Source organism: Citrobacter amalonaticus (assembly GCF_018252635.1).
In the GTDB taxonomy this organism is placed as follows: domain Bacteria; phylum Pseudomonadota; class Gammaproteobacteria; order Enterobacterales; family Enterobacteriaceae; genus Citrobacter_A; species Citrobacter_A amalonaticus_E.
In genome coordinates this window covers 248172-270836 of the sequence record NZ_JAGTXM010000001.1, presented here as the reverse complement: position 1 = coordinate 270836, position 22665 = coordinate 248172, and the positions used below count along the sequence as shown (strand labels likewise).

The window sequence follows — 22665 nt, the reverse complement described above, 5'->3', positions numbered from 1 at the left end:
TCGCTCCTTATCCCCACAGTTGGGCGATGGAACGTTTGAACTGACGTGCAGCGTCTACCGGAGAGGCGGCATCGCGAATGCTGCGACCAGCAATAAAGACGTGAATCGGTATGCCCTGGAACAGCGGCAGATCCTCCAGCGCCAGACCGCCGGTGACGGTAACTTTAAAGCCCATATCAGACAGGCGTTTGATCGCGCTGATATCCGCCTCTCCCCAGGCCACACCTGCCGCCTGCGCATCACGGCTGCGGTGATATACAACTTGCCCAATACCTGCGTCACGCCACTCCTGCGCCTGCTCCCAGGTCCAGTAACCGGTCAGTTCAATCTGCACATCGCCGTTGAATTCTTTCGCCACCTCCAGCGCCCCCTTAGTGGTGTTGATATCCGCACAGCAGATGACGGTGACCCAGTCAGCGTTGGCTGCGAAACACATGCGGGAGAGGATTTTTCCCGCATCGGCAATCTTAGCGTCAGCCAGCACAATTTTATGCGGGTAAAGCGCCTTCAGATCGCGTACGGCGCGCACCCCCTCTGCCACGCAAAGAATCGTGCCTACCTCAATGATATCAACCTCTTCGGCAATCAGACGCGTTGTTTCATACGCGGAAGACATCGATTGGTTATCCAGCGCAACCTGCAACATAGGTAATGACATTTTGGTATCCTTTTAAACAGCCGCCGCAGTGGCGTTATCAATTAAATCCAGCACTTCCTGCGCGGTGCGGCAGGCGCGTAAACGGTCGAAATTGGCTTCGTCGTCAAAAAGATTCACGATCTGCATGATGCCCACTTCCTGATGCGTGTTGGCGTCTACTGCCGCCATCGTTATCAGTATGTCGACCGGGTCGTTATCTTCGTGGTTAAACACCAGCGGTGTTTTCAGCGTCACCAGCGCAAAACCGGTTTTCTTGACCCCTTCCTCTGGACGGCCATGCGGCATCGCCAGCCCGGGCGCAATCACAAAGTACGGACCAAACTGTTCGACGCCATCGAGAATGGCCTGGTAGTAGCGGGGTTCAACCACCTCAGCCTTAACCAGTAGATCCACGCCAAGCTTTACCGCTTCCTGCCAGGTACTGGCCTCGGCCTGTAAAAGGATGGAATTATTGTCTGCCAGCGAATCACGTAATTTCATTTTCCACCTCCTTACTTCACGTCCTGTGGAAAATGCGCTTTGATCACTTCCAGCAGTTTTGGACCAAAATCGGCGGGAGACAGCATGTTGCGTACGCCAACAACATATTTATTGCCAGATACCGTAATCTCACCGGCGATATGGGTAGAGGCGATGATAATATCCGCACCGTTCAGTTCACTTTTGTATTCACCTACTGCGCAACTGTTTACCGTATGGTCAATATTTGACTGGGTTAAAAACTGATCCACCTTCATCTTCATGATCATGGAACTGCCTTGCCCATTGCCACACACAGCCAGAATACGTACGGTCATAATCGGAACTCCTTATTAAGCAGAGTGTTCTGCCAGTTGTTTTTCTGCGTCTTCCTCAGCGCGCAAGGTGCGTCCTGCGAAAAACATATAAGCCAGTGCAATCAGAATGATGACGGCCATAAACACGATGCCGATGGAGGCGAAGCCCTGCATCATCGGCGGTGCCAGGATTGACCAGTCCGCCATGCCCATCCAGGCGCTCATACCGGTGAGCTTCACCGCCCAGACGCAGCCGAAGATTTCGATCATACCCATCACCAAGCAAATCTTGAGCGCCGCACGCCAGCCGCCAAAGTGATTAGCAAATACGCCAATCGTGGCGTTAGAGAAGAACATCGGGATAAAGCCAGGAATAATCAGAATGGAAGAGCCGCAGGCCACCAGGATCCCCACCGCAATCAACTGGCCGATGGTGCCCCACATAAAGCCCCAGACCACCGCATTGGGAGCAAAGCTATAAATCGCCGCGCAGTCGATGGCCAGTACCGCACCGGGAATCAAACGTTGGGAGATACCGTTGAACGCTTCTGAAAGTTCAGCAACGAACATACGTACGCCCTGGGTGATAATGAAGATCGCGACGGCGAAGGAAAAACCGGTCTGCAGGATATAAACCGTCCAGTGGGTGTTGCCCGCCATCGCCTGAACCACATCAATGCCGAAAGAGAGCAGGATCGCGCCGAAGAAGATGGTCATAACAATCGCGGTAGAAACGATGTTGTCATGGAAGATATTCAGCCAGCCAGGCAGTTTGAGATCTTCCACGCTCTCCTCTTTCTTGCCCAGATATGGCGCGACCTTGTAAGCAATCCATGAAGCGAACTGTTGCTGGTGACCGATGGAGAAACCGCAACCGTCAGTCACTTCCTGTGTCGGTTTGTACATCATATTGGAGGTAATGCCCCAATAGAGCGACACCAGCACTGCTGTGCAGATGATGGTAGTCCACATGGAATAACCAAAGATGTAGAGAGAGACGGCTATCAGGCCCGCCTGCTGGAACATAATGTGCCCGGTCAGCATGATGGTGCGAATACCGGTAATACGTCGTAGCAATACGTAACAAATGTTCAACGCCAGCGCCAACAGTACGGCGTACCCTACCCAACTGTAGGCATCCCCCATTCGTTCGATGGTTGCCATCATGGAGGCATAGGTATCGGAGATCGCACCATTGATACCGTAAACCTCGGACATCTTCGCCACCACCGGTTTAAACGTGCTGGTCAAAATGCCAGATCCTGCCTGCAGCAACATGAAACCGATAATCGTTTTGATCGTGCCTTTAATAATAACGCTGACGCTTTTACGCAGCAGGATGTAACCAAGACAGGTCACAATACCCAACAGCAACGGTGCGTTGGTCATAACCTGATTAAAAAAGACGGTAAAGATGTTGTAGAGAATCTCCATAACGATCTCCAGTAGACGAAGTTGCTGAACATTCATTACAGATGCTCAGGATGTTGTCCCCCCACTCTAGTTTTCAAAAGTAATCACAACAAGATTGAATTTGATTAAATGTGATACAGTGCGCAAATAATTCTCCTGCTTGCAGAATGGATTTACTCCCAATTCATCATCATTAAAATAAACTCATTTAAAACAATAAAATACAAACACACATTGCAAGTAAACCATCCTGACACGTTGTAATTTTTTCACCCTTTTCTATTCAATACCAAAAATCAACGCATTGCCTTCTTGATAAAATGATGTCAATATCAATCAAAACAAATCACTAATTGATTCAACTTGAACAAACATGAAGGTAAATGCGATGAGTAAAGTAAAAAGCATCACGCGTGAATCATGGATCCTGAGCACTTTCCCGGAGTGGGGAAGCTGGCTGAATGAAGAGATCGAACAGGAACAGGTCGCACCGGGCACTTTCGCTATGTGGTGGCTTGGCTGTACCGGCATCTGGCTGAAGTCGGAAGGTGGGACTAACATCTGCGTCGATTTCTGGTGCGGAACGGGTAAACAAAGCCACGGTAACCCGTTGATGAAAACCGGTCACCAGATGCAACGTATGGCAGGGGTGAAGAAGCTGCAGCCTAACCTGCGCACTACGCCGTTTGTTCTTGATCCGTTTGCAATTCGACAGATCGATGCGGTGCTGGCGACGCACGATCATAACGATCACATTGACGTGAATGTCGCGGCCGCCGTCATGCAGAACTGCGCCGATGACGTGCCATTTATCGGGCCGCAAACCTGTGTGGATCTGTGGATCGGCTGGGGGGTACCGAAAGCACGCTGTATCGTGGTAAAACCAGGCGATGTGGTGAAAGTGAAAGATATTGAAATTCATGCGCTTGACGCGTTTGATCGTACGGCATTGATCACACTCCCAGCCGATCAAAAAGCGGCAGGCGTGCTGCCGGATGGTATGGATGCTCGCGCGGTAAACTACCTCTTCAAAACGCCGGGCGGTACGCTGTACCACAGCGGAGACTCGCACTACTCCAACTACTATGCAAAGCATGGCAACGAGCACCAGATCGACGTTGCGCTCGGCTCCTACGGTGAGAATCCGCGTGGGATTACGGACAAAATGACCAGCTCCGACATGCTGCGTATGGCGGAAGCGCTGAATACAAAAGTGGTGATCCCTTTCCATCATGACATCTGGTCAAACTTCCAGGCCGACCCTCAGGAGATCCGCATGCTGTGGGAGATGAAAAAAGATCGACTGAAATATGGCTTTAAGCCGTTTATCTGGCAGGTCGGCGGCAAGTTTACCTGGCCGCTGGACAAAGATAACTTTGAATATCACTATCCGCGTGGCTTTGATGACTGCTTCACGATAGAACCGGATTTACCGTTTAAATCCTTCTTGTGATCCACACAAATGCCGGGCTATCCCGGCTTTTTTTTCCTTTTTACTTTAGTATTTCCAGGCTATTTCAAATATCATCTTTTCAAATCAATTTGTATCGGAATAGCTCATGACTGAAGCACAAAGACATCAAATATTGCTGGAAATGCTCGCGCAGTTGGGCTTTGTTACCGTTGAGAACGTAATTGAGCGTCTGGGGATTTCACCCGCCACAGCACGTCGGGACATCAACAAACTCGACGAAAGCGGCAAACTCAAGAAAGTCCGCAACGGCGCAGAGGCCATTACCCAGCAGCGTCCGCGCTGGACGCCTATGAATCTGCACCAGGCGCAGAACCACGATGAAAAAGTTCGTATTGCCAAGGCGGCATCCCAGCTTGTGAGTGCGGGTGAAAGCGTGGTGATCAACTGCGGATCGACCGCCTTCCTGTTGGGCCGCGAAATGTGCGGTAAGCCGGTGCAAATCATCACCAATTATCTGCCTCTGGCGAACTATCTGATCGACCAGGAGCATGACAGCGTGATCATCATGGGAGGGCAATACAACAAAAGCCAGTCCATCACGCTTAGCCCGCAAGGCAGTGAAAATAGTTTGTATGCCGGACACTGGATGTTTACCAGCGGTAAAGGGTTAACCGCGGACGGACTGTATAAAACCGATATGCTGACCGCCATGGCTGAGCAGAAAATGCTGAGTGTAGTCGGTAAACTGGTGGTTCTGGTCGACAGCAGTAAAGTCGGCGAGCGGGCAGGGATGTTGTTCAGCCGCGCGGACCAGATCGACATGCTCATCACCGGCAAAAATGCTAACCCTGAGATCCTGAAACAGCTAGAAACTCAGGGCGTTAGCATTCTGCGCGTCTAGAGATGCTGACGGAAAAACGACACCGTTGCGGCCAGGGCTTCGGGCGTAATACGATGACGCACGCCCGCTTGCCACTGACAGGTAAGATTGTGGTCCAGACCGGCCTGAATCATTGCCTGCTGTAAACGGAAACTTTCCGCCGCCGGGACCACATCATCATCCTGGCCATGCCATAACAAAAGCGGTCTGTCGGCCAGTCGCTCAAGCTGCTGCGACACCTCCCATTTTGCCAGTGGCGCGATAATATGCCGGAATGCCTGTTCCTGTTCCGGCGTTTCCAGAGGCAAAGGAGGAAACAAGGTCTGTGCCAGGCGGGTGAAATATCCCGATCCCATCAGGCTGGCAACACATTTCACGTCCGGATGACGAGTCATGATCCCCAGCGCAGTCATTGCCCCCATCGATGCGCCGCCGACCGCAAGACGTTCCTCCAGCAGCCAGTGTTCTGCGCGCAGTGCCGCATGCAACGCCGTAAATTCCTGCATGCTCTGCTGCAAAATCTGCCAAAAGTGGCCCATTCTCGCCTGTTCGTCGCCGTTGAAACGCGCTCCATGCTCGGCAGCGTCTGGCATAATGACCCGAAATCCGGCCTGCGCCAGCGCCACGGCAAAATAGCTGTAGACCAGGCTGGAAGAGGTAAACCCGTGATAGAAAACTATACACGGCAAAGGTGTGTTGCGTTGCCCCGAAGGAAAGGCATGAAGCAGGTGATGCTCCATCAGTTGACGTGTTTCAATTTCAATCATTTGCGACCCCTTTTGGCTCTGGTATGCCATGGGTCACATTATTAAACAAGGTGACGTGTTCAACAACGATTCATAATGTTGAGAACTGGATTACGCTTTCACGACATTTTCATTCGAAAATCGCGCGGAAGGTAACATTTTGGGAACATTCCCCCAAAGGGAAATTAATAAGGCACTACACTATGGCTATCAGGAAACGAGATAGAGTAATGCGTCGGTTTACCTCTTTGATGTTGGTAATGCTGTTAAGTGGATGTAGCATTCTCCAGGGAACGCCGCAGCCCGCACCGCCCGTCGCCGCTCATCCGCAGGAAATTCGTCGCGATCAAACACAAGGGTTGCTGCGAATGGGAACCGTAACCTCTCTGGTCAGAGGCTCTCCGGATGATGCAGTTGATGAAGTCAGAGCGAAAGCCGCCGCAGCGAAAGCCGATTATTACGTTGTTGTCATGGTTGATGAAACCATCGTGACGGGTCAGTGGTATTCGCAGGCCATCTTATATCGTAAATAGTCATTGATGGAATTTAAGCCAATTTCACGTAGCTTTACGCCTCTATACGTTTACCTGTGCACAATAAACCGACAGCAGGAGGCTGGACGTTTATTTCGGCGATGGAATGCCCTGCACATTGCGGGGAAACGTAAAATGGAGCTGACGATGAAACAATCTCTTGCCTTATCCTCACTGCTGTTAACTGCTGGACTGGTGAGTACGACGGCGCAGTCTGCCGAATTCGCGAGTGCGGATTGCGTGACTGGCCTCAATGAAATTGGCCTGATCTCTGTCAGTAATATTTCCGGGAACCCACAGGATGTGGAGCGTATTGTCGCGTTAAAAGCCGATGAACAAGGCGCGTCATGGTATCGCATTATTCAGATGTATGAAGAACAGCAACCTGATAACTGGCGCGTACAAGCCATACTCTACGCGTAACAGATTGCCGGATGGCGCAAGCACATCCGGCAACGTATCAGCGCAATCCCCCCGTCGCCCGCAGCAGCAGCGCATCCTGTACCCGTTCTGATAACAACATCCCACCGCGCGTATCCAGCATCATCTGACACCATGCCTGGGCAACAGGCGGTGACGCGTGCCGTAACATTTCCATTGCGCATCCCAGCAGGAAAATTTGCTGGGTGATCTCGCGCCCCCACTCTTCGGAGGGTTTGCGCAGTCGCGGCAGAAGCTGGCGCACCGCGCGATCAAAGTGTCTGTCTTGCCCCCTGACGTCGGAGAACGCCTCGCTCAGCATCTCATCGACGCCGGTTTGCTTGTTGATCACCCGCAAGACGTCGAGACACATGACGTTACCGGATCCTTCCCAGATACTGTTGACCGGCATTTCCCGGTACAGTCGCGGCAGTTCGCTCTCTTCGCAATATCCTGCGCCACCGAGCACTTCCATCGCCTCCGCCACGAACGGAATACCGCCTTTACAAACGGCAAATTTTGCGGCGGGAGTGAAAAGACGCGCCCAGAGTCGCTCTTTGGCATCGCTACGCCGATCCCAGGCGCGTGCCAGACGAAACAATAACGCGGTTTGCCCTTCAAGCTGGAGCGCCATGCGGCTTAACACCTGACGCATCATCGGTTGCTCAATCAGCGGCTTGCCGAACACCTGCCGCTGATGCGCATGGTAAATCGCCACCGAGAAGGCACGGCGCATCAGTCCGTGGCTGCCAAGCGCGCAGTCAAAGCGCGTCAGGCCGCCCATCTTAAGAATATGACGAACGCCCTCACCCTCATCACCAAGAAGCCAACCGATGGCATCCTGAAATTCAACTTCCGCACTGGCATTGGAACGATTCCCCAGCTTGTCTTTCAGCCGCTCAAGTCGGATCGCATTGCGCTGGCCGTCAGGTAAAAAGCGTGGCACAAAGAAGCAGGAGAGCCCACCTTTAGCCTGCGCCAGTACCAGATGGGCATCACTTTGCGGCACAGAGAAAAACCATTTATGCCCCACCAGCCGATATGAACCATCCTCCAGACGCTCGGCGCGAGTGGTGTTGCTCAACACGTCTGAACCCCCCTGTTTTTCCGTCATCCCCATGCCGATCAGCAGGCCTCGTTTCTGCCCCCCCGGCGTAAGGTGCGAATCATAGCGATCGCTGTGTAACGGTATTTGCCAGTCGGCAAATACGGCGGGCAACATCTGCTGCAATAATGGTGTCGCGGCAAAAGTCATGGTGATGGGGCATAACGTGCCGGCCTCCACCTGCGCATGCAAGATAAAGCGCGCCGCCCGGGCGACAAACGATCCGGCGCGCGCATCTTCCATCCAGGGCAGATTATGCACGCGATTAGCGCACAGGCCCTGCATCAGCAGATGCCACGCCGGATGAAAGCGAACATCGTCCAGACGCTGCCCCTGTGGATCGTAACGTAGCAGTTCCGGCGGCCAGGCGTTTGCCAGTCTCCCCAGTTCAAGGGATTCCGCAGTGCCAAGTTGTTGGCCGATACTGGCGAGAAGTTCGCTGTCCCATCCTCCCCCTTCACGCGCCACGGCTTCGCGGAGCGCGCCATCCGACAGGAACAGATTGCTGTTATTCAGGGGTAACGGCTGATTAAAAACGGTGTGCGTTTGCCAGTGCATTGTGTCTCCCTCCTTCAATGGCATCTCAATTAGTATGGTCAGTCTGCGGGGAGAATGCCTGGAAAGGGGGACACAAAAAAGCCATCCTGTGGATGGCTTCGGGAATAATCGATTAGCTGCGCTGTCGCACAGCCTCGAACAAACAGATGCCTGTGGCGACAGAAACGTTGAGCGAAGAAACACTTCCGGCCATGGGAATGCTGATGAGCTCGTCGCAATGTTCACGCGTCAGGCGACGCATCCCCTCACCTTCCGCCCCCATCACCAACGCCATACGGCCGGTCATTTTACTTTGATAGAGGGTATGGTCAGCTTCACCCGCCGTACCGACAATCCAGATATTCTCTTCCTGCAGCATACGCATGGTACGTGCCAGGTTTGTCACCCGGATCAATGGGACGCTTTCCGCTGCGCCGCAGGCAACTTTCTTCGCCGTCGCATTCAGTTGCGCGGAGCGATCTTTCGGTACAATCACCGCATTGACGCCAGCAGCATCGGCGCTACGCAAACAGGCGCCGAGGTTATGCGGATCGGTAACGCCATCAAGGATCAGCAGGAAAGGTTGATCCAGCGAGGCAATCAGATCCGGTAGATCGTTTTCCTGATACTGACGACCCGGCTTCACGCGGGCGATGATGCCCTGATGTACGGCCCCTTCGCTTTTCTCATCCAGAAACTGACGGTTTGCCAGTTGGATGACCACGCCCTGTGCTTCAAGGGCATGGATCAGCGGCAGCAGGCGTTTATCTTCACGGCCTTTGAGAATAAAGACATCCTGAAAACGTTCAGGAGCACGCTCCAGCAGGGCCTGCACCGCATGGATGCCGTAAATCATTTCACTCATTGAACTTACTCGTTTTGGGCGGTGTGCGCCGGGTTAAATTAAGCCGTGAGAGAACTCACATGCCCCCATTATAACCGACCCGGCGTTCAAATCGACCCTGTCAGCCTTAACCGCCACCCGGCACCGTCATTTAAACCGCTTATTAACGTAAATGCCGCTTCGCCTCCTGACGAACCCGATGCATGACGTGATGCTTGATCTCGCTATACGAGGGGTGTTCAGCAAGGGTTTCAATATCCCGTTCCCGCCCAAAGGGCAGACTAATCTCGTCGACGATTTTTCCCGGTTTTGCCGACATGATCAGAATACGGTCTGCCAGAAAGAGCGCCTCTTCTACATCGTGGGTAACGAACAGTAACGTGGTGCCCGTGGACAGCCAGGCCTCACGCAATAATTCTTGCATCATCAGCCGGGTTTGCGCATCCAGCGCGCCAAAGGGTTCATCAAGCAGTAGCACTTCCGGTCCCGGAAGCCAGGCACGGGCCAGTGCCACGCGCTGCTTCATACCGCCAGAAAGCTGCCAGGGCGCGTGATGTTCGAAACCTTTCAGCCCCACGCGTTCCAGCCATGCCTGTGCCAGGGCGTTAGTTTCGTCTTTGCGATGTTTACCCAAACGAGGGCCAAAGGTGACGTTTTCCAGCACCGAGAGCCACGGGAAAAGATTGGGTTGCTGAAAGATCATACCGCGATCCGGGCCAGGCTGTTTTACCGATTTTCCCGCCGCTACCACCCGTCCCCGATCCGGTTGAGTAAATCCAGCGACCAGGTTCAGGATGGTTGATTTCCCACAGCCGGAAGGGCCAAGCAGGACCACAAACTCACCGCGGCTTAACGACAGATTAATGTCTTCCAGCACCCTAAACGGCTGCGGTTTTGCCGCAAAGGAGAGCGAGACATTTTCCAGGGTAATCGCACTCATTATTCTTTCCCCGCCCAGGGCACAGTCAGACGCTGTAACCCCAGCAACAACAAATCCAGCAAGTATCCAATACCGCCCAGAAGCAAAATGCCCAGCATAACGATATCAGTGCGCAAATAAGAGCTGGCGTTGATCACCATCCAGCCCAGACCAGAACTAGCTGCAACCATCTCGGCGGCAATCAGTGATGTCCAGCCAATACCAATGGAAAGTCTGACCGTTGTGAAGAGATCCGGTAACGCGTCGGGTAATACCACGCGCATAAAGATCTGCTTGCGTGTAGCTCCGAGCGTTTGCGCCACGCGAATCCGCGAACGCCCAATGCGATCAACGGCCGCCGAAGCGCCAACCACTACGCTCAAAAACGTGGCAATAAAGATCAGGAAAAATTTCGATGCCTCGCCGATGCCCAACCAGACCACGGCCAGCGGGATCAGCGCGATTTTTGGCAGAGGGCGCAGAAACTGAACAAAAGGATTGAGTACCGCAGCCAGCCCATCCGATAGCCCCATCAACAGACCCAGAGGAATACCAACCGCTATTGCCACCGCAAACGCACTCAGCGCACGCGCCAGGCTAACCGCAATATGTTCCCACAGCGGCACCTGACGGTAACCGTCCGCCATCAGTTCTTCCGTTGTCAGACCAATATCGGTCAGAGACGGTAGCAGAAGCGGGTCGACCCATTGCCGTGTCGCCGCTAGCTGCCAGACGATAAAGAAAACCACCACCGACAACACACTGATGGCGATATGCTGACGTAATCTCATTGTGCTGCCGCTTCGCGAATGTAACGGGAATCAATCGCCGCATCCCAATTAGCTGGAATATCACGCTTACGGATCTCACCAATACCGGCAAGGAAATGGGAGGTTTTGCTCAACGCTTTGCCAATACCACTGTCAGTGGTTTGAGTACCGTTCCCCAACCAGTCTGCCGTCCCTTGCTGGGCAAGAGTGGGATATTCCAGTCCGCCGAGGGTATTTGCAGCCGTGGTAACGGGCGCACCGACCTCGTTGGCGACAATTCCAGCAGCACGTTCCGGATCGTTTTTGAACTCATCCACTTTCTGCTGATGTACGCGCAGAAACGCGGTCACCGCGTCTGGATACTGCTCAGCAAAGGCTTTACGCACCACATAGTTGTTGTAAATCAGATAGCCATCTTTTTGCAGATCTTTGGTCGCAAAAACCTGATGTCCGCCCGAGGCCTCCAGTTCCTGAGCAAACGGCGCCCAGACGTACCCAGCATCAATATCACCGCGTTTCCAGGCTGCTACCATCTCAGCCGGGCGCAGGGGTAACAGCGTTATTTTGCTTCGATCCAGCTTATTCACGCTGATCGCGGCTTCGAGGGCATACTGCGCCGTCGAATTTGGCGGATAGCCGACGCGTTTACCCTCGATATCCTTGATGTTTACAATGCCGTCTTTTCCAATCAAACGCTCATAGCTGGCGATCACCCCTGAAATACCAATAATCTCTACCGGTAATTTACGTACAATACCTGCCGTCGCCGGACTGGAACCAAAATTGGCAATATCAATCGCATTGCTGGCGAAATAATTCAACGCATCAGCCCCTGAAGCAAATTGCACCCATTGCACTTTGGTGTTTAAGGCTTTATCCAGAGAACCATCCGCTTTTGCCAACATTAATACCTGAGAACCACCGCTATATGCCACACGGACTTCAGTTGGTGTTTCAGCAAAACTCATATTTGCCCACAACCCACCCACGGCCATTAATAATAAGAGACTTTTCTTCATTTTATTTATCCTTTGATGAATCCGAATATTGAGTCCGGCATCGTAGCGGACTACACCTAAATTTATTTAAGACGTTATTGAATTTGCCATAACTGCGAACATCGTTCCGCCAGTGCCTGAGCCGGGTCATACGTCAGATGGTGAAAGGGAGTATTGATCGCCTCAAGCGCAACAGGCACTTCTGTGCAGGCCAGCACCAGCTTTTGCGCGCCGCGCTCAAACAGTGCATTCGCCTGTCGCGCCAGCAGCTCCCCGCCTTCAACCAGCGCGCCGCGTTTGACGGCATAACAACCAGGCACGAACCACTGTGTCAGTTCCTCTGCTGTTGGCTCCAGCGTCTCAATGCCTTGCGCTGCCAGGCTGCGCTGATACCAGCCCGCATCCAGCGTACCTTTTGTCGCGATAATACCCACTCGCGAAGGTTTGTCATCAGACTGAGCCAGTGCGTCCAGCGTGGCCTCAACGATATGCAGGATGGGCGCGTTGCTCACTTCACTGAGCGCGTCATACCAGTGGTGTGCCGTATTACAAGGGATTGCAATATGGCTTGCTCCCGCCTGATTTAACATCCTGATACCGTATAGCAATTGTGGAAGGGGTGACGGTCCTGTTCCTGCCAGCGCTTGCTGGCGATCTGCGATTTGTGGCACATTCCAGACGACCATGGGGATCTGCTGCTGATCGCGTTGCGCAGGCGTAGCGTCCAGCAAGCGACGTTGAAAGTTCAGCGTCGCAAGGGGCCCCATTCCCCCCAGCACGCCAAGCAGGAATGGCTTAGCCATGTTCCAGCGCCTGTCGGTAACCAAATAGCCCCGCGGATCCCCCGGTATGGATAAAGACAATGTTCTCATCCCGTCGGAAGTGACCTTTACGAATCAGGTCAATCAACCCCGCCATCCCTTTTGCGGAGTAAACGGGATCAAGCAAAATACCTTCATGGCGAGCCAGCAACGTCAGCGCTTCCAGTGTCCCTTCCGTCGGCAAACCGTACCCATCGCCAACATAATCACTATTCACCATGACCGCGTGACGTGACAACGCTCCCGGCACACCAAGCCGTTCCAGCGTGCGAGAAGCCAGATTCCACACGTTCTCTTCCTGTTTTGCTTTAGGTGCGCGCACGCTGATACCCAGCACGGGAATAGGGCTGTGGGTTGCCGTAAAGCCCGCCACTAATCCCGCCTGCGTACCGGTACTGCCCGTGGCATGGACGACATGATCAATACGCAGTCGGCGTTCGGATGACTGATACAGTAGCTCTTCTGCACAGGCAACATAACCCAGCGCCCCCGTTGGGTTTGACCCGCCTCCCGGAATGACATACGGGTTGTACCCTTGCTCACGCAACGTTGCGGCATATTCTTCCATCGCCTGCTGCATATCCGTGCCACCAGGCAGATGGGCAACGATTTCCCCTCCCAGCAAGTTATCGAGTAACACATTGCCCGAACGCTGATAATCTTCACCAAAATCAGTCACGCGTTTTTCCAACAGCGCTTTCGCTTTTAATCCAAGCTTTGCCGCACCTGCAATTGTCTGACGGACATGGTTTGATTGTGTCGCCCCTTGGGTAATGACCACATCGGCTTTTTTCTCCAGTGCCTCTGCCAGAAGAAACTCCAGCTTGCGGGTTTTATTCCCGCCGCTTGCCAGGCCTGTCGCGTCGTCACGTTTAATCCATATTTGAGGGCCACCTAATAATTTACTTAAATTATTTAGCGGTTCCAGCGGCGTGGGGAAATGGCCCAGAGAAACTCTTGGGAAACGAGCCAGATGCATAAGTGCTCCTTGCTATTAAGGATTTTAAAAAGTGAAATTCACTATACACATCTGTCGAAGATGGCTAATCAAAAAGAATAAATAACGATTACTGAAAAATGAATAAGTAAGAGAAAAGGAGCGTTGACGGGATTACATATATTTTTGTGGAATGACTTACGACAAAAAAGAATAACCCCTCCGCATGGAAGGGGTTATTAGAAACGATGACTAAGCGGGTTTCTTTTTAGCTGCGCGCTTTGCTTTTGTCGCCGCCGCTATTTTTTGCGTTTTCTCAGAAGGCTTTTTCGCTTTTCTGGCCTCTTTCTTCGCCGCCTTTGGCTTTTGCTTCTTCTCGCCGCGGAACGCGCTGTCAGGCTCGAAATTCACTTTTTTGCCGACCTGACGACGACGCCCGGTTTTATTGCCTGCATCGCCTTTCTTCGCTCTTTCGCGCGCCGTTTTACCTTCGTTACGCGGCGCACGCTCGCTGGAGATCAGGCTAAAGTCGATTTTACGCTCATCCATGTTCACAGCTTCGACCTTCACTTCCACGCGATCGCCCAGACGATAAGTCTGACCGCTCGATTCACCGGTCAGGCGTTGCCCCACCTGGTCAAAACGGTAGTAGTCGTTATCCAGCGAGGAGACATGCACCAGACCATCGATGAACAGTTCGTCCAGACGCACAAAGAAGCCAAAGCCGGTGACGCTGGCAATCACGCCTTTAAAGATATTGCCAACCTGATCCAGCATAAAGTCGCACTTCAGCCAGTCAGCGACGTCACGGGTTGCTTCATCCGCGCGACGTTCAGTCATCGAACAGTGCTGACCCAGTTGCAGCATCTCTTCCATCGAATAGTGATAGCCGCCCGTCTCGGTGGTGTTGCCCTTATGGCCCTGCTCTTTCGCCAGCAGATACTTAATGGCGCGGTGCAGGGAGAGATCCGGATAACGACGGATTGGCGAGGTAAAGTGCGCATACGACTGGAGCGCCAGACCAAAGTGGCCGCGGTTTTCCGGATCGTAAATCGCCTGTTTCATCGACCGCAGCAGCATGGTTTGTAGCATTTCAGCATCGGGACGGTCGGCTACCGATTCCAGCAGTTCCGCATAGTCACGCGGTTCCGGTTTGTTGCCGCCCGGCAGTTCCAGCCCCAGTTCCGCCAGAACAGAACGGAAAGAGGTGATCGCCTCGGTGGTCGGCTTGTCGTGAATACGGAACAGCGCGGGCTCCTGGGCTTTCTCGACGAAACGCGCCGCCGAAATATTCGCCAAAATCATGCACTCTTCAATCAGCTTGTGCGCATCGTTACGTTGAGTCTGCTCTATACGCTCGATTCGGCGTTCCGCGTTGAAAATGAACTTCGCTTCTTCACTCTCAAACGAGATGCCGCCGCGCTCTTCACGGGCTTTATCCAGCACTTTATAGAGATTGTGTAGCTCCTCGATATGCTTAACCAGCGGCGCATACTGCTCGCGCAGATCCTGATCGCCCTGCAACATATGCCAGACCTTGGTGTAGGTCAGACGCGCGTGCGAGCTCATCACCGCTTCATAGAATTTATACCCCGTCAGACGACCTTTGGTGGATACAGTCATTTCGCAGACCATGCACAGACGGTCAACCTGTGGGTTCAGTGAGCACAAACCGTTTGAGAGCACTTCCGGCAGCATTGGCACTACCTGTGACGGGAAGTACACCGAGGTGCCGCGATTACGGGCTTCCTGGTCCAGAGGTGTTGGCGGACGGACGTAATAACTCACGTCGGCAATCGCCACCCATAAACGCCAGCCGCCACCGCGTTTCTTCTCGCAATAGACCGCATCATCAAAGTCGCGGGCATCTTCGCCGTCGATAGTGACCAGCGGCAAATCACGCAAATCAACACGACCGACTTTGGCTTCTTCAGGCACTTCTTCTTTCAGGCCGGCAACCTGCTTTTCAACGGCGGCGGGCCAGATATACGGGATTTCATGGGTTCGCAGCGCCATGTCGACAGCCATCCCGGTGCCCATGTTATCGCCCAGCACTTCGACGATTTTACCCACGGCTTTGGTGCGACGCGTCGGGCGCTGGGTGAGTTCAACCACTACCACGAAGCCCATGCGTGCGCCCATGACGTCCTCAGGCGGGATCAAAATATCGAAGCTCAGGCGGCTGTCATCAGGGACCACAAATCCGACGCCCGCATCGGTAAAATAACGACCGACAATCTGGCTGGTTTTGGGGACCAGAATACGCACGATACGCGCTTCGCGGCGACCTTTACGATCCGCGCCCAGCGGTTGCGCCAGCACCTGATCGCCATGGATACAGGTTTTCATCTGCTCGCTGGAGAGATATAAATCGTCTTTACGTCCTTCGACGCGCAGAAAGCCGTAGCCATCACGGTGGCCAATAACGGTACCTTTTAGCAGATCGAGACGTTCCGGCAGCGCATAGCACTGGCGACGGGTGAAGACCAGCTGTCCGTCACGCTCCATCGCGCGCAGACGACGGCGCAGGGCCTCATGCTGTTCTTCGCCTTCAATATTCAGTTCTACCGCCAGCTCATCGCGGCTGGCCGGTTTTTCGCGTTTTGTTAAATGTTCGAGGATAAATTCCCGGCTTGGGATAGGATTTTCGTACTTTTCAGCTTCGCGTTCCTGGAAAGGATCTTGTGACATTGAGGTTTCTCCATTGTCAGCTCCGGTGGAATTCCGTCGTCTTTCACCGAAGACCAGCCTGCGGCTGTTCAAATTCGTTCCTGACGAATTTGTCGCTCAGTTGCCGCCGCGATACGACGTGAAAGACTTTAGACTTCATTATTCCACCAGCAATAATTTATAAAGCGGTTGATTCTCTTCAACCAAATCGGCCAGCGTGTAGTTATCCAGCTCCGTCAGAAAACTTTGCACAGCCTTAGAAAGCGCCTGTTTGAGTCGACAGGCAGGGGTGATGTGGCAAAACTCACTGCTACAGTTCACCAGTGACAGCGGTTCGAGTTGGCGCACGACGTCGCCGATCCGAATGGTATTTGCCGCTTTGCCTAAACGGATCCCGCCATTTTTTCCCCGAATAGCAGTTACAAAGCCCGCCCGGCTAAGTTGATTGATTATTTTGACCATATGATTACGAGAAACGCCGTAGACGTCCGTGACCTCCGAAATACTGGTCATGCGACCTTCCGGGAGTGATGCCATATAAATTAGCGCTCGTAGTCCGTAATCGGTGAAACTCGTTAACTGCACATCAACCTCAGGGAAAAGGGGGAATCGGGATACATCTTATTTCTATTGATGATAAACCAGCCGCCTGTCAGGCCGCTAATTTATTTCACTTGAGAAGGACAAAAGCGAGGATTTAACGCACGATTAAGCCGGATGGCGACGTCTTACGTCTTATCCGGCCTGGTACACTCTGTAGGCCTGATAAGCGCAGCGCCATCAGGCACTGCGCCACGAACCAAAATTATGCGTCGAACGGGTCACGCAGAATCATGGTCTCAGTACGATCCGGACCGGTTGAAATAATATCAATCGGCACACCGGTCAGTTCTTCGATACGCTTAATGTAGTTCAGCGCGGCCTGCGGCAAACCGCTACGCTCTTTCACACCGAAGGTGGACTCAGACCAGCCCGGCATGGTTTCGTAAATCGGCTCGATACCTTCCCAATCGTCCGCCGCCAGCGGAGTCGTGGTCACTTCACGGCCATCCGGCATCCGATAAGCTACACAGATTTTCACCTCTTTCAAACCGTCCAGTACGTCCAGTTTGGTCAGGCAGAAGCCGGACAGGGAGTTGATCTGTACAGCGCGACGCACCGCAACGGAGTCCAGCCAGCCAGTACGACGACGACGACCGGTAGTGGCGCCGTATTCGTTACCCTGTTTGCACAGGAACTCACCGGTGTCATCAAACAGCTCAGTCGGGAACGGACCCGCCCCCACACGCGTGGAGTAAGCTTTGATGATACCCAGAACGTAATCCACATAACGCGGACCCAGGCCAGAACCGGTCGCCACGCCACCGGCAGTGGTGTTAGAGGACGTTACGTACGGATAGGTACCGTGGTCGATATCCAGCAGCGTACCCTGTGCGCCTTCGAACATGACGAAATCGCCACGCTTGCGCGCCTGGTCCAGCAGATCGGACACATCAACAACCATAGAGGTCAGGATGTCGGCAATCGCCATCACATCATCCAGCACTTTCTGGTAGTCAACCGCGTCAACTTTGTAGAAGTTAACCAGCTGGAAGTTGTGATATTCCATCACTTCTTTCAGTTTTTCAGCGAAGGTGGCTTTGTCGAACAGATCGCCAACGCGCAGACCGCGACGTGCGACTTTGTCTTCGTAAGCCGGCCCGATACCACGACCGGTCGTGCCGATCGCTTTCGCGCCACGTGCTTTCTCACGCGCGTTATCCAGCGCAACGTGGTAGTCCAGAATCAGCGGGCATGCTTCAGACAGCAGCAGACGCTCGCGAACAGGAACACCACGATCTTCCAGTCCTTTCATCTCTTTCATCAGCGCAGCCGGAGACAGCACAACACCGTTACCGATGATGCTGATGACGTTCTCGCGGAGAATACCTGATGGAATAAGATGGAGGACGGTTTTTTCACCGTTGATTACGAGAGTATGGCCTGCGTTGTGACCGCCCTGGTAGCGTACAACATATTTAGCCCGTTCAGTCAGAAGATCGACGATCTTTCCTTTACCTTCGTCACCCCATTGGGTGCCCAGTACGACGACGTTGTTACCCATTTTTCAAAATCACCGTTTGCTTAAAAATGGATTCTACCATCGCTTTTTCAGATATACAGCACTTTTTGCATGCAAAAATCAGCTAAATTCGCACGTTTTTTGATCAGCCAATCGTTTTCCTCAACATGTAGTAGACCACAATGCCCGCAACCACAAGTCCACCGCCAAAACGACGTAACGTATTTTCAGGCAACTGCGTCATGGCAGAAATCATCTTCTTCCATGCTCGCGGGTAAAGCATCGGACCTAAACCTTCAAGCACTAACACCAGAGCAAGCGCGAGCCAGATTGTTGAGTTCATCGGACGTCCTTTATAAAAAGAAAACCACCGCATCCCTGAGGATGCCGGTGGTTTTATGCGTCTAACCTAAAACCGTTGCGACGATATTATCGCGTTGCAGTATTCGGTGTCTTCATGTAGCGGAAGAAATCGCTGTCCGGGCTCATGACCATGACATCCTGGTTGCCTTCGAAGCTCTTCTCGTAAGCACGCAGGCTACGGATAAAGGCATAGAAATCAGGATCCTGACTGAACGCATCGGCAAACAGCTTCGCCGCTTCTGCATCCCCTTCACCGCGCATGATACGCCCCTGACGCTCAGCTTCCGCCAGCGTTTTGGTGACTTCATAGTCGGCTGTCGCACGCAGTTTTTCCGCTTCTTCCTGACCTTGCGAACGATGACGGCGCGCTACCGCTTCACGCTCAGCGCGCATACGGTTATAGATCGCTTCAGACACTTCGGTTGGCAGGTTGATCTGCTTGATCCGCACGTCAACCACTTCGATACCCAATGCGGCCATACTGTTCGGGTTGATCACCGGCACATTGCCGTTGGTCTCAGTCTGAACGCGTTCAGCGGCTTCGGCAATCGCGTTATCCGCTGCCGGGGTCGCGACTTCGTCTTCTGTTCCGGCAGAGCCAGAGTTCAGTGCGTCACGTACTTCCAGGGTCAGACGCCCACGAGAGTCAGTGACGATGTCTTTCACATCCAGACGACCAATCTCAGAACGCAAACGGTCAGAGAACTTACGTTTTAACAGGACTTCGGCCTGAGAAATATCGCCGCCGCCCGTCGCCAGGAAGTAACGACTGAAATCGCTGATGCGCCATTTGATATAAGAATCGACAATCAGGTCTTTCTTCTCTTTGGTAACAAAGCGATCGGCCTGGTTATCCATCGTCTGGATACGCGCGTCGAGCATTTTCACCGACTGAATAAACGGAACCTTAAAGTGCAGGCCTGGCTCATAAATCAACGGCTTTTTGTCGCCATCACGCACGACGCTGCTGAACTGGAACTTAATTCCGCGCTCGCCTTCTTTCACCACGAAAATTGAGGTGTACAGCACTACCAGCACGATGATGATAATCGCAATAACTGACTTACGCATCGTTATTCCCCCTGACGCTGGTAGTCGTTACGCTGCGCGTTAGCGCGGCGTTGGTCCATAATATCGCCCTGACTGGTAGACGAGGTGTTGCTTGCTCCGCTGCTGCTGGAAGAAGACGTGGAGGGCAGACGCAGCAGGTTCGAACCGCTATCGCTCTTTGCCGCTGGCGCGCTCGCGCCTTTCAGCATCTGATCCAATGGCAGAACCATCAGATTGCCACCTTTGTCGTTAACCAACACTTTACGGGTATGGCTCAACACTTTTTCCATCGTCTCGATATACAGACGCTCGCGGGTAATCTCTGGCGCCGCTTTATATTCCGGAAGAATTTTCGCGAAGCGCGCCACTTCACCCTGCGCTTCCAGGATGGTTTGCGTTCTGTAAGCACGCGCCTCTTCGAGGATACGCTGTGCCTGACCGTTCGCACGCGGCTGAACTTCGTTGGTATACGCTTCCGCTTCACGGATGTACTGCTGTTCGTTCTCACGGGCAGCAATCGCATCGTCAAACGCCGCTTTCACCTCTTCCGGCGGACGTGCAGCCTGGAAGTTAACGTCCAGCAGGGTAATACCCATGTTGTACGGACGAATGGTTTCTTCCAGTTCACGCTGGGTATCGCTACGAATAACGGTACGCCCTTCGGTCAGGATACGGTCCATCGTGTATTTACCGATCACACCGCGCAGGGCGCTGTCGGTCGCCTGACGCAGGCTGTCATCCGCGCTGGTTACGCTAAACAGATATTTCTGCGGATCGGTGATGCGGTACTGCACGTTCATCTCAACGCGCACCACGTTCTCATCCGACGTCAGCATCACACCGGAAGCGGCCAGTTCGCGCACAGCTTCCACGTTCACCGGCGTAACCTCGTCGATAAACGTCGGCTTCCAGTTCAGGCCCGGTTCAACCAGATGGCTGAACTTACCGAAGCGTGTCACCACGCCGCGCTCTGCTTCTTTGATGGTGTAGAAACCGCTTGCCGCCCAGATAATGACGATAGCGGCCGCCGCGATGGAGACGACACGTCCACCCAGATGCGGGCGCGGGCCTTGCGATGAGTTTCCGCCGCCAGAGCCGGTACCTTTACCGCCCCCCAGACCACCGAGTTTTTTACTCAGCTTGCGAAAGATGTCATCGAGATCAGGTGGCCCCTGCTCACGACCACCTTTGTTTCCATTTCCCTCAGAGTTGCCGCCTGGTTTGCTGCTTCCCCACGGGTCGCGGTCTTGTCCGTTATTACCGGGCTGATTCCACGCCATGTTTGTGCTCCATATTTGTTATGCGATGCTATACCTGTGTTTTTTGCGCTGCAGATGCGTTGGCAATGTCTCTCAACGCCCGACACATAGTGGACTATGCCCAGAGCATTTCAGGACTTGCCTCCTTTCTGCCGCTCAACGTTCACAAGGTACAGAGGCGAAAAAATCTTCAGGCCATATCCGTCAGATCAGACCACATAGTCTTCCAAAGCCGGTTCTTGTTTACAGAGGCGACGCCAGTCAACGATCGGCAGGCGAACTTGCAGACTTACGCTACCGTCATCCTCCATCCACTCTTTTTCTATTGCCTGAAGCTGATAAAAACGGCTTCTCAGACGCCCTTCCTGCGGTGGCAAACGCAACGTGTGCTGCGCCACCTCGCCGGAAAGTCGCTCCGTCAAAGCCTGAAAAAGCTGTGGTATCCCAACCCCTGTCTGCGCAGAAAGCCAGACACGGATCGGTTTGTTCTCTTCATCACGGTCGATACGCGGCTCAAAATCATCCAGCATATCGATCTTGTTCATCACCATCAGGGACGGGATCTCGTGAGCATCGATCTCTTCGAGAACCGTATCCACTGCGTCGATGTTTTCCTGCACGCGCACATCCGCTGCATCAACCACATGCAGCAACAGTGTCGCCTGACGCGTTTCCTGGAGGGTCGCTTTAAACGCCGCTACCAGATCGTGCGGAAGATGACGGATAAACCCAACGGTATCCGCCAGCACGGTTTCCCCGACATCCGCCACGTCAATACGCCGCAGCGTCGGATCCAGGGTCGCAAACAGTTGATCTGCCGCGTAAACCCTGGCTTCGGTTATCTGGTTGAAAAGGGTGGATTTTCCGGCGTTGGTATATCCCACCAGCGAGACGGTCGGGACATCCGCTTTAATGCGCGACTGTCGCCCCTGCTCACGTTGCTTTTCAACTTTTTCCAGGCGCGACTGGATCTGCAATATACGGTTTCGCAATAAACGACGGTCGGTTTCGAGCTGGGTTTCACCCGGACCGCGCAAACCAATCCCGCCTTTTTGTCTTTCAAGGTGGGTCCAGCCACGGACAAGACGCGTAGCCAGATGGCGCAACTGCGCCAGCTCAACCTGCAATTTCCCCTCATGGGTACGTGCACGCTGCGCAAAAATATCTAAGATAAGGCCGGTGCGGTCGATAACACGACACTCACACAGGCGTTCCAGGTTACGTTCCTGGGCCGGGCTCAATGCATGATCGAACAGTACGACGGCTGCGCCTGTCGCTTTTACGGCTTCCGCAATTTCAACGGCTTTACCTTCACCAACAAAGTACTTCGGGTGCGGTGCTTTACGGCTACCGGTAATCACCTGCATTGCTTCGACACCGGCGGAAGAGACCAGAGATTCAAACTCCTGGAGGTCTTCCATATCTTTGTCTTGCGAAAAATAGATGTGTACCAGTACCGCCTGCTCACCGGCGTCATAACGGTCAAACAA

General features: G+C 53.3%; 23 protein-coding genes. 4 read left to right on the top strand and 19 right to left on the bottom strand.

All coding sequences use genetic code 11. The features are described from left to right. Positions 1–7: 7 nt before the first annotated feature. The 4 genes from ulaD to ulaA are packed head-to-tail and all read right to left on the bottom strand — an operon-like array spanning position 8 to position 2868. Positions 8–658, bottom strand: coding sequence for a 3-keto-L-gulonate-6-phosphate decarboxylase UlaD (ulaD, locus tag KE671_RS01255; protein WP_206161383.1), 651 nt, complete (start codon positions 656–658; stop codon positions 8–10). Positions 659–670: 12 nt separating this feature from the next. Then, on the bottom strand, positions 671–1138 hold the full coding sequence (gene ulaC, locus KE671_RS01250; RefSeq protein ID WP_206161382.1) for a PTS ascorbate transporter subunit IIA: 468 nt from the start codon (positions 1136–1138) through the stop codon (positions 671–673). Between the two features lie 11 nt (positions 1139–1149). After that, the gene (ulaB, locus tag KE671_RS01245) at positions 1150–1455 is read right to left on the bottom strand and encodes a PTS ascorbate transporter subunit IIB (RefSeq protein ID WP_006686329.1); all 306 of its coding nucleotides are present in this window, start codon (positions 1453–1455) and stop codon (positions 1150–1152) included. A gap of 15 nt (positions 1456–1470) precedes the next feature. Continuing rightward, positions 1471–2868 (bottom strand): PTS ascorbate transporter subunit IIC, encoded by a 1398-nt coding sequence (gene ulaA / locus KE671_RS01240; RefSeq protein ID WP_206161888.1) that lies wholly within the window; start codon positions 2866–2868, stop codon positions 1471–1473. Between the two features lie 367 nt (positions 2869–3235). Between ulaA and ulaG the strand changes: the two genes are divergently transcribed. Both ulaG and ulaR read left to right on the top strand, forming a co-directional pair. Continuing rightward, on the top strand, positions 3236–4300 hold the full coding sequence (ulaG, locus tag KE671_RS01235; RefSeq protein ID WP_206161381.1) for an L-ascorbate 6-phosphate lactonase: 1065 nt from the start codon (positions 3236–3238) through the stop codon (positions 4298–4300). Between the two features lie 106 nt (positions 4301–4406). Continuing rightward, complete coding sequence (ulaR, locus tag KE671_RS01230; protein WP_206161380.1) at positions 4407–5162, top strand: HTH-type transcriptional regulator UlaR; 756 nt, start codon at positions 4407–4409, stop codon at positions 5160–5162. Here ulaR and yjfP read toward each other — a convergent pair. Next, the gene (yjfP, locus tag KE671_RS01225) at positions 5159–5908 is read right to left on the bottom strand and encodes an esterase (protein WP_206161379.1); all 750 of its coding nucleotides are present in this window, start codon (positions 5906–5908) and stop codon (positions 5159–5161) included. The genes ulaR and yjfP overlap by 4 nt on opposite strands. 182 nt (positions 5909–6090) lie before the next feature. On the opposite strand from yjfP, the gene bsmA reads away from it, so the two are divergent. Then, the gene (gene bsmA / locus KE671_RS01220) at positions 6091–6420 is read left to right on the top strand and encodes a biofilm peroxide resistance protein BsmA (RefSeq protein ID WP_206161378.1); all 330 of its coding nucleotides are present in this window, start codon (positions 6091–6093) and stop codon (positions 6418–6420) included. Positions 6421–6567: 147 nt separating this feature from the next. Next, complete coding sequence (gene yjfN, locus KE671_RS01215) at positions 6568–6843, top strand: DUF1471 family protease activator YjfN (protein ID WP_072140690.1); 276 nt, start codon at positions 6568–6570, stop codon at positions 6841–6843. A gap of 37 nt (positions 6844–6880) precedes the next feature. Here the strand turns inward: yjfN and KE671_RS01210 are convergent, their stop codons facing one another. From KE671_RS01210 to hflX, 14 genes are all read right to left on the bottom strand, one after another. Further along, positions 6881–8503, bottom strand: coding sequence for an isovaleryl-CoA dehydrogenase (locus tag KE671_RS01210; protein WP_206161377.1), 1623 nt, complete (start codon positions 8501–8503; stop codon positions 6881–6883). Positions 8504–8615: 112 nt separating this feature from the next. Then, positions 8616–9347 carry a 23S rRNA (guanosine(2251)-2'-O)-methyltransferase RlmB gene (gene rlmB / locus KE671_RS01205; protein WP_042321448.1) on the bottom strand — a complete coding sequence of 244 codons (732 nt, stop codon included), beginning with the start codon at positions 9345–9347 and terminating at the stop codon, positions 8616–8618. Positions 9348–9489: 142 nt separating this feature from the next. After that, positions 9490–10266, bottom strand: coding sequence for an ABC transporter ATP-binding protein (locus KE671_RS01200; protein ID WP_206161376.1), 777 nt, complete (start codon positions 10264–10266; stop codon positions 9490–9492). Further along, the gene (locus KE671_RS01195; RefSeq protein ID WP_206161375.1) at positions 10266–11036 is read right to left on the bottom strand and encodes an ABC transporter permease; all 771 of its coding nucleotides are present in this window, start codon (positions 11034–11036) and stop codon (positions 10266–10268) included. Before KE671_RS01195 ends, KE671_RS01200 begins: the two co-directional genes overlap by 1 nt. Beyond that, entirely contained in the window at positions 11033–12034 is a 1002-nt protein-coding gene (locus KE671_RS01190) for a taurine ABC transporter substrate-binding protein (protein ID WP_206161374.1), read from the bottom strand. Before KE671_RS01190 ends, KE671_RS01195 begins: the two co-directional genes overlap by 4 nt. Before the next feature lie 74 nt (positions 12035–12108). Continuing rightward, positions 12109–12816 (bottom strand): aspartate/glutamate racemase family protein, encoded by a 708-nt coding sequence (locus tag KE671_RS01185; protein WP_206161373.1) that lies wholly within the window; start codon positions 12814–12816, stop codon positions 12109–12111. Continuing rightward, the gene (locus KE671_RS01180) at positions 12809–13813 is read right to left on the bottom strand and encodes a D-cysteine desulfhydrase (protein WP_206161372.1); all 1005 of its coding nucleotides are present in this window, start codon (positions 13811–13813) and stop codon (positions 12809–12811) included. The genes KE671_RS01185 and KE671_RS01180 overlap by 8 nt, the downstream gene beginning before the upstream one ends. Before the next feature lie 210 nt (positions 13814–14023). Next, positions 14024–16462 (bottom strand): ribonuclease R, encoded by a 2439-nt coding sequence (rnr, locus tag KE671_RS01175; RefSeq protein ID WP_206161371.1) that lies wholly within the window; start codon positions 16460–16462, stop codon positions 14024–14026. Positions 16463–16600: 138 nt separating this feature from the next. Continuing rightward, positions 16601–17026 carry a nitric oxide-sensing transcriptional repressor NsrR gene (gene nsrR / locus KE671_RS01170; protein ID WP_206161370.1) on the bottom strand — a complete coding sequence of 142 codons (426 nt, stop codon included), beginning with the start codon at positions 17024–17026 and terminating at the stop codon, positions 16601–16603. A 220-nt stretch (positions 17027–17246) separates the two neighbouring features. After that, positions 17247–18545: an adenylosuccinate synthase gene (gene purA / locus KE671_RS01165; RefSeq protein WP_206161369.1), complete on the bottom strand. Its 1299-nt coding sequence runs from the start codon at positions 18543–18545 to the stop codon at positions 17247–17249. A gap of 103 nt (positions 18546–18648) precedes the next feature. Further along, positions 18649–18846, bottom strand: coding sequence for a DUF2065 domain-containing protein (locus KE671_RS01160; RefSeq protein ID WP_042321436.1), 198 nt, complete (start codon positions 18844–18846; stop codon positions 18649–18651). Positions 18847–18932: 86 nt separating this feature from the next. Next, positions 18933–19937 carry a protease modulator HflC gene (hflC, locus tag KE671_RS01155; RefSeq protein WP_206161368.1) on the bottom strand — a complete coding sequence of 335 codons (1005 nt, stop codon included), beginning with the start codon at positions 19935–19937 and terminating at the stop codon, positions 18933–18935. A 2-nt stretch (positions 19938–19939) separates the two neighbouring features. Continuing rightward, complete coding sequence (gene hflK / locus KE671_RS01150; RefSeq protein WP_206161367.1) at positions 19940–21196, bottom strand: FtsH protease activity modulator HflK; 1257 nt, start codon at positions 21194–21196, stop codon at positions 19940–19942. 188 nt (positions 21197–21384) lie between these two features. Next, positions 21385–22665, bottom strand: a complete 1281-nt coding sequence (gene hflX, locus KE671_RS01145) for a ribosome rescue GTPase HflX (protein ID WP_042321426.1) — start codon at positions 22663–22665, stop codon at positions 21385–21387.

Coding starts and splice junctions, on each gene's coding strand:
- ulaD (WP_206161383.1), bottom strand. CDS start 658: ATGTCATTACCTATGTTGCAGGTTGCGCTGGATAACCAATCGATGTCT.
- ulaC (WP_206161382.1), bottom strand. CDS start 1,138: ATGAAATTACGTGATTCGCTGGCAGACAATAATTCCATCCTTTTACAG.
- ulaB (WP_006686329.1), bottom strand. CDS start 1,455: ATGACCGTACGTATTCTGGCTGTGTGTGGCAATGGGCAAGGCAGTTCC.
- ulaA (WP_206161888.1), bottom strand. CDS start 2,868: ATGGAGATTCTCTACAACATCTTTACCGTCTTTTTTAATCAGGTTATG.
- ulaG (WP_206161381.1), top strand. CDS start 3,236: ATGAGTAAAGTAAAAAGCATCACGCGTGAATCATGGATCCTGAGCACT.
- ulaR (WP_206161380.1), top strand. CDS start 4,407: ATGACTGAAGCACAAAGACATCAAATATTGCTGGAAATGCTCGCGCAG.
- yjfP (WP_206161379.1), bottom strand. CDS start 5,908: ATGATTGAAATTGAAACACGTCAACTGATGGAGCATCACCTGCTTCAT.
- bsmA (WP_206161378.1), top strand. CDS start 6,091: ATGGCTATCAGGAAACGAGATAGAGTAATGCGTCGGTTTACCTCTTTG.
- yjfN (WP_072140690.1), top strand. CDS start 6,568: ATGAAACAATCTCTTGCCTTATCCTCACTGCTGTTAACTGCTGGACTG.
- KE671_RS01210 (WP_206161377.1), bottom strand. CDS start 8,503: ATGCACTGGCAAACGCACACCGTTTTTAATCAGCCGTTACCCCTGAAT.
- rlmB (WP_042321448.1), bottom strand. CDS start 9,347: ATGAGTGAAATGATTTACGGCATCCATGCGGTGCAGGCCCTGCTGGAG.
- KE671_RS01200 (WP_206161376.1), bottom strand. CDS start 10,266: ATGAGTGCGATTACCCTGGAAAATGTCTCGCTCTCCTTTGCGGCAAAA.
- KE671_RS01195 (WP_206161375.1), bottom strand. CDS start 11,036: ATGAGATTACGTCAGCATATCGCCATCAGTGTGTTGTCGGTGGTGGTT.
- KE671_RS01190 (WP_206161374.1), bottom strand. CDS start 12,034: ATGAAGAAAAGTCTCTTATTATTAATGGCCGTGGGTGGGTTGTGGGCA.
- KE671_RS01185 (WP_206161373.1), bottom strand. CDS start 12,816: ATGGCTAAGCCATTCCTGCTTGGCGTGCTGGGGGGAATGGGGCCCCTT.
- KE671_RS01180 (WP_206161372.1), bottom strand. CDS start 13,813: ATGCATCTGGCTCGTTTCCCAAGAGTTTCTCTGGGCCATTTCCCCACG.
- rnr (WP_206161371.1), bottom strand. CDS start 16,462: ATGTCACAAGATCCTTTCCAGGAACGCGAAGCTGAAAAGTACGAAAAT.
- purA (WP_206161369.1), bottom strand. CDS start 18,545: ATGGGTAACAACGTCGTCGTACTGGGCACCCAATGGGGTGACGAAGGT.
- KE671_RS01160 (WP_042321436.1), bottom strand. CDS start 18,846: ATGAACTCAACAATCTGGCTCGCGCTTGCTCTGGTGTTAGTGCTTGAA.
- hflC (WP_206161368.1), bottom strand. CDS start 19,937: ATGCGTAAGTCAGTTATTGCGATTATCATCATCGTGCTGGTAGTGCTG.
- hflK (WP_206161367.1), bottom strand. CDS start 21,196: ATGGCGTGGAATCAGCCCGGTAATAACGGACAAGACCGCGACCCGTGG.